The sequence below is a fragment of the Methanococcus voltae genome (assembly GCF_017875395.1).
GTDB classification, from domain to species: Archaea; AGJL01; Methanococci; order Methanococcales; family Methanococcaceae; genus Methanococcus; species Methanococcus voltae_C.
The window spans coordinates 38937-52665 of record NZ_JAGGMO010000008.1 but is presented as its reverse complement, the minus strand read 5'-3'; the positions used below and the strand labels follow the sequence as shown (position 1 = coordinate 52665).

Annotated in this window: 9 protein-coding genes; 7 read left to right on the top strand and 2 right to left on the bottom strand. The window is 29.3% G+C overall.

Going from position 1 to position 13729, the window contains the following annotated elements:
* Positions 1-67 precede the first annotated feature (67 nt).
* Positions 68-1741: a cysteine--tRNA ligase gene (gene cysS / locus J2127_RS07815; protein ID WP_209733004.1), complete on the bottom strand. Its 1674-nt coding sequence runs from the start codon at positions 1739-1741 to the stop codon at positions 68-70.
* A 364-nt stretch (positions 1742-2105) separates the two neighbouring features.
* Here cysS and J2127_RS07810 point away from each other — a divergent pair, with 364 nt between their 5' ends.
* Positions 2106-2804 (top strand): cobalt-precorrin-7 (C(5))-methyltransferase, encoded by a 699-nt coding sequence (locus J2127_RS07810; RefSeq protein WP_209733003.1) that lies wholly within the window; start codon positions 2106-2108, stop codon positions 2802-2804.
* Between the two features lie 182 nt (positions 2805-2986).
* Here J2127_RS07810 and J2127_RS07805 read toward each other — a convergent pair whose 3' ends face one another.
* Positions 2987-4291 carry a dicarboxylate/amino acid:cation symporter gene (locus J2127_RS07805; protein ID WP_209733002.1) on the bottom strand — a complete coding sequence of 435 codons (1305 nt, stop codon included), beginning with the start codon at positions 4289-4291 and terminating at the stop codon, positions 2987-2989.
* A gap of 400 nt (positions 4292-4691) precedes the next feature.
* Between J2127_RS07805 and J2127_RS07800 the strand changes: the two genes are divergently transcribed.
* The 6 genes from J2127_RS07800 (at position 4692) to J2127_RS07775 (ending at position 13690) form a co-directional block, all read left to right on the top strand.
* Positions 4692-5882 carry an iron ABC transporter substrate-binding protein gene (locus J2127_RS07800; RefSeq protein ID WP_209733001.1) on the top strand — a complete coding sequence of 397 codons (1191 nt, stop codon included), beginning with the start codon at positions 4692-4694 and terminating at the stop codon, positions 5880-5882.
* A gap of 367 nt (positions 5883-6249) precedes the next feature.
* Positions 6250-7428, top strand: a complete 1179-nt coding sequence (locus J2127_RS07795; protein ID WP_209733000.1) for an ABC transporter substrate-binding protein — start codon at positions 6250-6252, stop codon at positions 7426-7428.
* A 344-nt stretch (positions 7429-7772) separates the two neighbouring features.
* Positions 7773-8957 carry an ABC transporter substrate-binding protein gene (locus J2127_RS07790; RefSeq protein WP_209732999.1) on the top strand — a complete coding sequence of 395 codons (1185 nt, stop codon included), beginning with the start codon at positions 7773-7775 and terminating at the stop codon, positions 8955-8957.
* A gap of 339 nt (positions 8958-9296) precedes the next feature.
* The gene (locus J2127_RS07785) at positions 9297-10499 is read left to right on the top strand and encodes an ABC transporter substrate-binding protein (RefSeq protein WP_209732998.1); all 1203 of its coding nucleotides are present in this window, start codon (positions 9297-9299) and stop codon (positions 10497-10499) included.
* A 461-nt stretch (positions 10500-10960) separates the two neighbouring features.
* Positions 10961-12139: an ABC transporter substrate-binding protein gene (locus tag J2127_RS07780; RefSeq protein ID WP_209732997.1), complete on the top strand. Its 1179-nt coding sequence runs from the start codon at positions 10961-10963 to the stop codon at positions 12137-12139.
* 375 nt (positions 12140-12514) lie between these two features.
* Complete coding sequence (locus J2127_RS07775) at positions 12515-13690, top strand: methyltransferase (RefSeq protein ID WP_209732996.1); 1176 nt, start codon at positions 12515-12517, stop codon at positions 13688-13690.
* The last annotated feature ends 39 nt before the right edge of the window (positions 13691-13729 follow it).

Genomic DNA, 13729 nt, shown 5'->3' with positions numbered 1-13729 from the left:
TATTATTTATTTTATTTAATTTATTTAATTGGATAAATTGGATAACTTTTCTATTTTTATTAGTTTATTATTTAATGCTCCATCGAGTACCTTTCGGGTTATCCTCCAAGATAATATCTAATTCTTCTAATTTATCTCTTATTTTATCCGCCATTTCATAATTTTTATTGGCGCGTAAATCTTCCCGTAACTCAATTACTAATTTCATTAAGCCGTCTACTTTTCCCGCACTAGCAAAGCTAAACTCCGCTTTTGCTATTTTATCAATACAGGCACTACTTTCTCTTACTTCTTCTTCGTAACCATATCTTTTTAAGCAATTTAAATAACAATCAATCTTTAAATCTCCAAATATGCCAAATATTTCCCCTACATCCCTATAAAATTCTAAAGCTTGGATTATAATGGATGTATTTGCATTAGGATTTTTTAAATTTTCCAATTCCGCCATATATTTATTTGTAGCGGTTACCAGTGTGTAAAGAACTTTAATAGCTTCAACGGTGTTAAAATCATCGTCCATAGCATCATAAAATTTGTTTCTGCAGGTGTATAGTACATTCATAAATTCTACATCAGTTATTGATAACTTATTTTTAACTTCAGAATCTTTTGAATAATAGATTAATTTTTTAATTGCATTCTCAAATTTATCTAATGTATTTTGTACATGCGTCAAGGACTCGTCTGAATAATCAAGAGGCGAGCGATAATGTCTTTGGATAAAGAACAATCTTAAGGTGTCTTTATTATATTTTTGCAACATATCTTTAATGGTTACAAAATTTCCAAGGCTTTTGCTCATTTTTTCCCCATTTACCCTAACAAAACCCGTGTGCATCCAATATTTGACGCAAGGTGCTTCAAAATAACTATCGCTTTGAGCTATTTCATTTTCGTGGTGTGGGAATGCTAAATCTTTTCCGCCTCCGTGTATATCGAAACATTCTCCGAAATACTTTGCACTCATTACCGAGCATTCAATGTGCCAACCAGGGCGTCCTTTACCCCAAGGGCTATCCCATGCAGGTTCTACACAAATATCCCCTTCAAAAATTGGCTCGTTAAACTTCCAAAGTGCAAAATCTTCTACATTTAATTTTTCGGTTGTTGACTTACCAATTTTATTTTTATTTTTATTTTCACTTTCACTATCTACATCTTCTTTAGTCTTGGCCTTAGTCTTAGATTTTAATTTATCTATATTTACATTGCTAAGCCTACCATACTCCCTAAATTTCCTAACGTTGAAATAAATTCCATCTGTTGTTTTATAAGCGTACTCTTTTTTCATTAATACACCTATAAAATCTATTATTTCAGAGATTGATTGTGTAACCTTAGGATACACATTTGCAGGTTCTACACCTAAGGAAAGCATGTCTATCAAAAATGAGTCTATATTTTCTTCAGAAATATTTTTACAATCCATTTTAAGATTTTTAGCCTTATTTATTATCTTATCGTCGATATCAGTAAAATTAATGACTAAATAAACGTTATAACCCTTATGTTCCAAATATCGTTTTATTACGTCAAAAGATACGTACGTACGACCATGACCCAAATGCGACGAATCATAAACCGTAGGTCCGCAAATATACATCTTTATGGCTTTTTTGTCTAATGGAATAAATTTTTCCATAGTATTTGTTAAGCTGTTGTATACGGTAATAAAATATCCCTTTTCACTTAGTGCTCTATTATTAGAGTCTGAATTTTGAGATTCTCGGTGTATCATACCCTGACACCTCGTGCTTTATATCGTATTTATCGTATGACTTATAATTCATATGAATTTAGGTATTTCATAATTATTTCATAATTTATAGTGTGTATAATAATATGTTTGTAAAATTATATAAACCATATAATCGATGAGTTTATCAAGGATCTATCATTAAATTTGAATATAAAATCTAAAGTTATAAAAAGATAAAAAAATAGAATAAACTATACTAGAAATATACTATAAATACTACAAATTATACTACAGAATACATCATAGATTATATCATAGATTATACTACATAATTAAGTAATATTTAAAAATTAATTAAAAATTAATTAAAAAATTGAAAAAGATTATGCCGTTGGATGAAAATATGATTTATATTATAGGAATAGGCGCAGGAAGTAGCGATTTGATAACCCTAAAAGCACTAAATACAATTGATAAACTAGATATTCTAGTAGGTAGCAAAAGAAGTATAGAGTCAATTAAATCAATTGATTCCATTAATTCAAACGATTTAGAATCTAAAGAAATAATTTATTTATCCAAAAATCTTAAAGAAACTTTAAAAGAAATAGCTTTTGATGATAAATTTAAAAATAAAGATATCGGTATTTTATCTACTGGCGACCCATGTTTTAGCGGTTTATTAAAAACTATGCTAAATTTAGGCGTGGATAAAAAGGATATATCAGTTATATCCGGTATTTCTTCAATACAGGTAGCTTGTGCAAGGTTAAAAATATCTTGGGACGATTATGCCATACTAACACTTCACGGTAAAGAATATAATCAAGAATTGCTATATAATATGGTAATAAATAATCACAGTGTAATATTTTTACCGAGTGACATAAAAAAAGATGTTGAATACATGTTAAACAAAAATAATGTTAGCTTTAATCTTAAAAACGTTGATTACCATTTAAAAGATGTAAGAATTACAATTTGCGAAAATTTATCATATCCTGATGAAAAAATAAGCACATATAAATTGGGCGAATTAATTAAAAACATAGAAAATGGTTTGGAATTCTCATATATGGCAGTATGCGTTATAACTTTTTAAAAAGAAATTAAAAAAAGAAATTAAATAGTTATTTTTTATTTTATTTATTTTAGTTATTTTAGATATTTTAGTTATTTTATTTAATATTTTTTTTATTTTATTTTTGACAGATTATAATTTAGTATTGTATTTAATTAATATTTTAATTAATATTTAATTAGTATTAATAAATTAAATACTAATTATAACTTTTTTTGAACGTTTTCGTCAACTAAGCCTTCGGTTTTACCAACTAAGTAAGTCATAACCAAATCTCCTGTGATGTTGTTCATGGTTTCGAACATATCTAAAATTGGGTTCACTGCGATAGCCAATGAAACAACAATTGCGATTTGTTCTGGAGCTAATCCCATAGTACCTAAAATAATGAATAAAAGCATTAAACTTCCACCTGGAACACCACCTGCACCAATTGAAGCTAAAACTGTTGTAATAACCATTACAAGGATTGAATCAATTGTCATCGGGATACCAAACATGTTTGCTGCGAAGAAAGCCCACATTGGTAAGTGGATACAAACTCCATCCATGTTGATTGTAGCACCTAATGGTAATGTAAATGAAGCTAATTCCTCTTTTACGCCTAATTCATCTCTTGCAACTTCCATTGAAACTGGTAATGTAGCAGCACTACTTCTTGTAGCGAATGCAGTAACCATTGCTTCTTTAATTTTATTGAATATCTTTAATGGATTTTCTCTTCCGATGAGGACTATTAATCCAGAGTATACGAATGCTATTAATCCAATAATACCAAGAACAATACCAATAACGATTTGTCCGTAGCTTCCTAATAAATCAGAACCGTAAGTTCCGAAGTTTACAATTGTCAAAGCTAAAACACCAATTGGTGCGTATTCCATAACCCAGTTAACAATTTTAAACATTGATGAGTTAACAGCTTTTGCGAAATCAATCAATGAGAATGCCCTTTTTGACTCTTCTTCATCGAGTGGTTTATCAGCTACTAATCTTGTAGCAACACCAAATAAAATTGCGAACACGATGATAGGCAAGAAATTACCTTGAGCAAGGGAAGCAAATGGGTTTGCAAACATTCCTAATAATATACCAATGATATCAGCGGATGGCTGAACACCAACTTGTGTAACTGAACTTGCAACCTCTTGCGGTGTGAAACCAACACCTGGGTTAAATAACATTGCAACAATAACACCGAATAATGACGCGAATAATGAAGTCATTAAATACCATAAAATAGTTTTGAAACCTACTCTTCCGAGTTTACCGAGTGGTATACTTGCAGCACCTGCAATTAATGAGAAGAATATGATAGGTATAACAATCATTTTAAGCATGTTTACTAAAACAGTACCAAACGGTGATAAATAAGCACTAATAACATTTATTAAATCAGGGGCGTAGAAAGATATCGCCAAACCAATAGGCAAACCAATAGCTAATGCACCCAACATTCTTGCAACTAGTGGTATGCTTGTATAAGCATTTAGTATTTTGTTAGACATAATGCACCTCCAAGTTATAAAATATACTTTAATATTTCATAATTATATACTTTTTGATTAATTCCATTCATTTACTAAATTTTTTAAATAAAAGGGTAAAAAATGGTCTTAATATTGGTAAATAACCCCAATATAATCTTAAATAATAATATAGAAATATAAGAATATATTGATTTTAATAATATCATATCGTAAATTATATTAATTAGTAATACTATTTCTTAATTTGTATGAATAATAATTCATAAATTATAGATAATTATTATTACGCATTCAAAATAAATTAGAATAGAGTGCAATATAATAAAATAATAAATTAAAAATTAATAAATTAAAAATTAATAAATTAAAAATTAATAAAATAAATTACTAATTAAAACCAAAAAAAGACGATGATATTATGAATAAAACTTTAAAAAAATCATTGGTTATGGTTTTCAGTGTTTTTATGGTCGTAGCTATTGTAATGAGTTGCGGATGTATCGGTGGAAATACCGCCCCTACAACAAACCTTGATAGTGCAAACACCAGTGGCGATGCAGATCAAAATAAAGGTGCAGAAACGACCAAAAATGCAGAATTCATAACTGTTACAGATATGGCGGGCAGAACTGTAGAAGTTCCAACCGAAATAAATAGAATAATCGGCTTAGGCTGTTCATTAAGAGAAATAGTTTACTTAGATTCAGAAGATAAAGTAATAGCAATAGAAATGAGAGAAAGTGTTAAAGCAAAATCTGACGATGATAAATTCCCTTGTGGTACTGAATTACCATACTTAGCAGCAAACCCTGAATTAATTGACTTACCTGTAGCGGGTAAAGCAGGGGCTAACTATAATTACGAAGCAATTCTTAAAATGAACCCTGATATAATATTTATAGGTAATAATAAAGACGCAGCTGAAGATTTACAAAGTAAATTAAACATTCCTGTAGTAGTTGTTTATACTGCAGCAATTGGTTCAGAAGGTCAAAATAAAAAATTCGAAGACTCATTAAGATTAATGGGTAAAATATTAGATAAGGAAGAAAGAGCCAACGAAGTATTGGACAAAATGGAAGAATACAAAAATGATTTAAAATCTAGAGTTTCAAAAGCTACAGTTCACCCAACCGTATATGTTGCAGGTAGGGCTTACAACGGAGCTCACGGAATTACAACAACAGATCCTAGATGGCCACCATTTGAATTTTTAGGTGCTAATAATGTAGCATACAACGTTTCAAAGATTAGTGAAGGTAAAGAAGTTAGCAAAGAACAAGTGGTAGCTTGGAATCCTGAATATATCTTTGTAAGTGAGGCTTCAATGAATGAAGTTACAGCTGATTTAGCAAAACCTGAATTCCAAGGGTTGAATGCAGTTAAAAACGGTAAAGTTTACAAAGTATTACCTTACTGCTGGTACGCATTTAACAAGGATACTGCAATAGCAAATGCTTACTACGTTGGCAAAGTACTCTATCCGGAGCAGTTTGCAGACATTAATCCTGAAGAAAAAGCAGACGAAATATATACATTCTTCGATGGCGGTGTAGCTTACGAAGAAATAGCAAATAGAATGGGCGGATACGGTAAATTAGAAGCATAATTTAATCCATTCTATTTTTTATTTTTTTTATAATTTTATAATTTTATAGGTTTATAGGTTTATTTTTAGTTTTTATATTTTAAGTTCTTTTTTTAATTTACTAGTGTTTAATCTTATTATTTTATGATTTTTTTACACCATTATATTAAATATTATCTTATTATTTTTTACGTTATTACTTTTTAATGGTTTTTTATGTCCCACGTGATACTTTATTTTCTAAGTTCTTTAACCCATTATTACTTAGTATTACTTTTTGACTTGTAATTAAACTTTTCTTTACCAATCTTAAAGTTATATATATCACATATGTGACAATATTAGTGTATACTTAGATTTCAAAATATAAAACATATGAGAAGATAAGATGAATGAAACACTGAAAAAATCATTAGTTACGATTTTTAGCATATTTGCAGTTGTAGCTATCGTAATGAGTTGTGGTTGTACAAGTGGAGCTACTGAATTGACGCCTGTATTGACTACAGATAATACTGACGCAAATGCTAAAGGTAGTGACGCAAGTAAAACTGCAGAATATATGACTATTACAGATATGGCGGGCAGAACAGTTCAAGTTCCAAAAAAAGTGGATAAAGTAATAGGTTTAGCATGTACGTTAAGAGAAATAGTTTACTTGGGTGCAAAAGATAAAGTTATGGGCATAGAAGAAGTAGAAAGTGATGAAAAAATAGGTATGAGAATGCCATATATGATGGCAAACCCTGAATTAGCAGAATTACCTACGGTAAGTAAAGCAGGTAAAACACAGCAATATTATGAAAGAATCCTTGCAGCAAATCCTGATGTAATATTTCTGGGAAATCAAGAAGCAGAAATAGCAGATGACATGCAATCTAAATTAAATATACCTGTTATAATTGTTCATGCCACTGCAATCGGCTCAGAAGAACAAAACAAAAAATATGAAAACTCATTAAGATTAATGGGTAAAGTATTAAATAAAGAAGAAAGAGCTGAAGAAATAATAAATAAAATGGATGAATATGAAGCAGATTTAAAGGCAAGAGCTTCAAAATCTGATAAAAATCCTAGTGTATATATCCCAGGTAGGGCATACTACGGAACAAACGGTATAACCACCACAGACCCTAGATGGCCACCATTCGAATTATTGGGTGCTAACAATAGAGCTAATAACGTAGCATATGGAATGGATAATGCAAGTAAAGGTGTATCAGTAAGTGAAGAGCAATTAATAACCTGGAACCCTGAATATATGTTCATACCTGCTACTGCGCTTGGTATGGTTGAAAAAGGTTTCGAAAAAGCTGAATTTAAAGAATTAAGTGCCGTTAAAAATGGCAACGTTTATAAAGTACCTCCTTTCAGATTATACTCCTACAATAAAGGTACTGCGATAGCAGATTCTTATTATATCGGAAAAATACTTTATCCAGAACAGTTTGAAGATATTGACCCCATTGAAAAAGCAGATGAAATATACTTATTCTTCAATGGTGGAGAAGTATATGACGAAATAGTTAAGAAAAATTTAGGATTTGAACAATTGGATATAAAATAATAAAAATCATAAAAATATTTTATTAAATTATTCTATATTTTTTTAATCCAGTAAATTGTTCTATATTTTAGTTGTTGGGAACAGTATTTTTATTTTATATTTTATTATAATTTCCTATTTTATTATATTTTATTTTATGATTTTTTACGTTATTACTTTTTAATGGTTTTTTATGTCCCGCGTGATACTTTATTTTCTAAGTTCTTTAACCCATTATTACTTAGTATTACTTTTTGACTTGTAATTAAACTTTTCTTTACCAATCTTAAAGTTATATATATCACATATGTGACAATATTAGTGTATACTTAGATTTCAAAATATAAAACATATGAGAAGATAAGATGAATGAAACACTGAAAAAATCATTAGTTACGATTTTTAGCATATTTGCAGTTGTAGCTATCGTAATGAGTTGTGGTTGTACAAGTGGAGCTACTGAACTGACGCCTGTATCGACTACAGATAATACTGACGCAAATGCTAAAGGTAGTGACGCAAGTAAAACTGCAGAATATATGACTATTACAGATATGGCGGGCAGAACAGTTCAAGTTCCGAAGAATGTAACTAGAATAATTGGTTTAGGTTCTTCTTTAAGAGAAATAGTTTATTTAAATGCAAGTGACAAAGTAGTCGGCGTAGAAAAATTAGAAGCTGACGATAAAGTAGGTTTAAGAACATTGTATATCTTAACACATAAGGAATTAATGAAATTACCTATTGTGAGCGAATCTGGTAATGTTGAACAATATTATGAAAGAATCTTACAAATAAACCCTGATGTTATATTCATAGGATATGAATCTGATGTAGCAGATGATATGCAAGAAAAATTACAAATTCCTGTAGTTGTAGTTTATACAGCTCCTGTTGGTACAGAAGCTCAAAATGAGGAATATACGCAATCCTTAAAATTAATGGGTAAAATATTAAATAAAGAAGAAAGAGCAGAAGAAATATTAACCACAATTGAAGAATATAAAGCAGATTTAGCTCTAAGAGCTTCAAAATCTAATAATAACCCGAGTGTTTACCTTGGTGGTAGAGCATACCAGGGCATAAATGGATTAACCGCAACAGACGCAAAATGGCCACCATTAGTATATTTAGGCACTAATAATAAAGCAAATAACGTGGCATATGACCTTTGTAATGAAAGTAAAGGTATGGCTATAAGTAAAGAGCAGTTATTAGAATGGAACCCAGAATATATATTTATAAGTTCTATTTCAATAGATAAAGTTTCAAAAGAATTCCAAAAACCAGAATTCAAAAGCTTAGGTGCAGTTTCAAACAATAATGTTTATCAGGTATTGCCATACCGTTGGTACTTGTATAATAAAGATACTGCGATAGCAGATTCATACTACATTGGTAAGGTACTCTATCCAGAACAGTTTGAAGATATTGACCCGGTTGAAAAAGCAGACGAAATATACACATTCTTCTATGGAAAACCAGCTTATGACGAGTTAACTGGAAAAATAGGCGGATTTAAGAAATTAGACTTAAATAATATTGAATAATATTGAATAATTAACTAACAATTAATAAATAATTAATAAATAATTAATATCATCGTCTTTTTATTTTTTATTCTATTTTTTTATTAGTAATATGAGTTTTATTCTATTTTTTAATATCTTTAATATTTTTAATATTTTTATTTGTTATTTTTAATACTAGCAAAGTATGATTTAATAGTAAAATTTATATCCTATTAGTGTAATATTAAGTATTATTAAATTATTTAACTATACTTAAATATATTAACTTTATTTAATTAAGTACACTTAATTAATTACTTAAATAATATTTAAAAATTCGAAAGATAAAATAACAAATCATATGATTGGGAGGACATTATGGATAAAAATTTAAAAAAGCCAAAAAATATACTATTCTGTATATTTATGCTTGTAATAGTAACAATTAGTTGTGGATGTACTGGTGAAGCTACAGCTCCTTCAGTAATAAATGAAAATAACAATAAAAATGATAACAATAGCATTACTAAAGATAATAGAATCAATAACCTTGAAAACAATTTAGATAAAAATGTAGGATATATCGAAATTACCGATATGGCGGGTAGAGTTGTTAAGGTTCCAAAAACAGTTAATAAAGTAATTGGATTAGGATCTTCATTAAGAGAAGTAGTTTACTTAGGTGCTAAAGACAAGGTCGTTGGCATAGAAGTAAAAGAAGGCGATAAAAAAGTAGGTACTAGAATGCCTTATATTGCTGCAAATAAGGAATTAATGGATTTAACCCCGGTAAGTAAAGCCAGTTCTAATTATTACTATGAAAGAATTATAAAAGTAAAGCCTGATGTAATATTTATAGGTTTTAACTCTGAATCGGCAGATGATTTGCAAGAAAAAGTGGGTATACCCGTAGTAGTTACGTATATTAACCCTACAGGTACGGGCACTCAAAATAATAAATACGCACAATCTTTAAGATTAATGGCTAAAATATTGGATAAAGAAGAAAGAGCTGAAGAAATATTAAATAAAATGGAAGAATACAAAGAAGATTTAAAAAATAGGGCTACAAAGTCCGATAAAAATCCTAGTATTTACGTTGCAGGCAGAGTATTCGGAGGAGTTACTGGATTAACTACGACTGATCCACATTTACCATCATTTGAATTTTTAGGGTCAAACAATAGGGCAAACAACGTTGCATATAATATCTCAGAAGTAAGTAACGATTGTACGGTAAACAAAGAACAAGTCATATCTTGGAATCCCGAATATATTTTTGTGAATTCTGCTACAGTACCTAAAATATCAAAGGAATTAAAAAGACCAGAATTTAAAAGTTTAAGGGCAGTATCTGAAAATAAAATGTATACAATATTACCTTATTGCTGGTATGGATTTAATGAAGATAATGCTTTGGCAAATTCTTACTATATCGGTAAAGTACTCTATCCAGAACAGTTTGAAGATATTGACCCAGTTGAAAAAGCAGACGAAATACACGCCTTTTTCAATGGAAAACCTGTATATAATGAACTTTCCGACTATAACTTAAAATTCGGAAAATGGGAGGTTAAATAATGCCATATATCATGATATATACACCTAGCTATTATCCATGCTTTATATTTTAACAATTTCATCTATTTATAAATTTTAGATGTATTTTCGATTTTTTCAAGATTTAAACTTGTTAATTGTTATCTTTATTATGTTTAATTTTATATTGGCTTTATAATTTATATTAGTTTTATAATTTATTTTTTTCATTACGATTATATCGCAAATTATATTAATTAGTAATACTATTCCTTAATTTGTATGAATATTAATTCATAAATTATAAAAAATTATTACCAATCACATAACTATTTGTTATTAATATGAAATTATAATAAGTAGACAAATGAGTAAATTTTAAACTAAAATGTGTAATATCATACGACAAATACGACAAAATATGATATAATATAATCTAATATATCTAATATAATCTAATATAAAACCTATAAAATATAAGGAAATAATATAAGGACGATAAAATGTCTAAAGCTTTGAAAAAATCATTTATTATGGCTTTTAATGTACTTATGATAACAATCGTAGCAATGAGTTGTGGATGTATTGGCGATAGTACTGAATCAACGAATGACATTAAAAGTAACGAGGGGAACAATAATCTAGACCCTAAAGGTTTAGATGCAGATAAATCTACAGAATACATAACTGTTACAGATATGGCAGGTAGAACAGTTCAGGTACCAAAAAACGTAAGCCGAGTAATTGGTTTAGGTTGTTGTTTAAGAGAAATAGTTTATTTAGATGCAGCCGATAAGGTAGTCGGCGTAGAAGTTGCAGAAGGTAATAAAAATAGTTCTATGGCATTACCTTACGTCGCAGCAAACCCTGAATTAACAGATTTACCAGTGGTCGGTAAAGCAGGTTCTGGTTATTACTATGAAAAAATCATTGCTGCAAATCCCGATATGATATTTTTAGGGTATCAAGCTGATTTAGCAGATGAAATACAAAAGAAAATAGGTGTTCCTGTCGTAGTAGTTTTCATGGATACAACAGGTTCCGAAGACCAAAATGAAAAATATGCTCAATCATTAAGAGTAATGGGTAAGGTATTGGGTAAAGAAGAGAGAGCAGATGCTGTGGTAAATAAATTGGAAGAATACAAAAACGATTTAAAAACTAGAGCTTCAAAATCTGATAAAAATCCAACTACTTACATTGGTGGTAGAGTATACAGTGGGGGACACGGTATAACTACAACTGACCCACATTGGATGCCTTTTGAATATTTAGGCGCTAACAATAGAGCTAATAACGTAGCATACAATATCTCAAAAACCGGTAAGGTTTATAGCGTAAGTGACGAGCAATTAGTAACTTGGAATCCAGAATATTTATTCATAAATTCAGCTTCAATGGATTTAGTTTTAAAAGATTTGGAAAGACCAGAATTTGGCAATTTAGATGCCGTTAAAAACGGTAAAACCTATAGGTTAATCCCATACTGCTGGTATGGATTTAACAAAGCTAGTGCAATAGCAGATTCCTACTACATAGGTAAGGTACTTTATCCAGAACAGTTTGAAGATATTGACCCGGTTGAAAAAGCAGATGAAGTATACACTTTCTTCACTGGAAAACCAGCATATGAAGGACTTTCCAATAAGAATTTGGGATTTGAAAAATTGGAAGACTTATAAATGAATATAATACCAAATAAAACTTAATAAAACTTAACTAATCTAAAATAAGTTAAACTAAGTTAATTTAAATTTAAATTAAAAAAGATAAATAAGTAAAAGATTATAAAATCTCCATTTACTTATTTTTTCTATTTGATTAAATTAGTTATTATTTAATATAATGTTATTTATTAATTATTTAGCAATATAAATGTTGTCAATCTTACAAATATTATCATTATTATCTATATCATCAATCTTATCGTATAATCTAATTACGGATATTTTAAAACTTTTAATTAATACATGATCGTAATTAATTACTTATTAACTAATTATTTACCAATTATTAACTAATTATTAACTAATTAATTTATATATCGGGGCGTTTAAATGGCTAAAAATGTATTAGAAACCCCTAGTGTGGGACCTGAACAGATCGAAGACCTTTTTGAAGATGCTTACTTAGGTTTAAGAAAGTTCTTTTTATTATATTTCAGTTTGAAGTATAACATGTACGAGTTCTTAAGCAAACCAAAAAATTTTGCAGAAATTAAAGTATGGTTTGAAGAGCAAGGTTTTAAACCTAATGATAACTTATTAGAAAGCATATTAGACGCTTTAGTCCAGTTTGGGTTGGTAACTAGCTATAAACGGTCTTACGATAGTAGCGAAACATATTATGAGACTGCAGAAGCTGCAAATATTTATTTAAATCCAAAGTCTGAATATAGTGGAATAGACAAAGCTTCACCTTTTTTACTGTATAAAAACAGAGCTAAACGATGGATTACTTTAGAAGATACATTGAAAGAAAAAAAGCTAGAAGTGAAAGAAAAATCGTTTTTCACTGATTTAGTTAATATAACAGTTTTAGACTGCCGAGCAGGTAAGTTAAAATCTATCATCGATTATTTAAAAAGCTTTGATGAAGTTAAAAACGCTAAAAGTATTTTAGATGTTGCAGGCGGTCACGGTTTGTACGGTATAGCTTTATCATACTTAAATGAAGACTCAAAATGTAAAATATTTGAATTACCACACGTTTGTGAAGAAACAAAAAAATACATTGAAGAATACGGTTCTGATAGAGTATCTACAATACCTGGGGATTACTTTAAAGATAACTTTGTAGATACATTAGATGATTCGAATTCAAAAGGCTATGATTTAATATTTACCTCAAATAGCCCTGGTTGTAAGACTAATGAAATAATCGATAAAATTTGTGAAGCAACCGCTTTAAATGGTCTAATTGTAAACAAACAAGTATTTTCAGAATGTATTGGCGATAAATACCGTGTTAAACAGAGTTTGGAAAATATAGACTGGAATATGTTTTCATTTTCAGGATTCGAGAAAGAAAGAATTAATAACACCTTTAAATACGATTTAACGTTAGAGGGATACATAAGTTATATGGAAGAAAAAGGCTTTGAAATATTGGACGTATACGCACTTGACGAAGGAAAAAGCGTTAGAAATGAGCTAAGCTATGCTTGTAACCCTAAAATAATGAATAGCAAGATGGGAAGCTATATAATCGTTGCTAAAAAAATAGGGCAATAATCAATAAGTGACGTAGAATATTATTTATTAATTTATTAA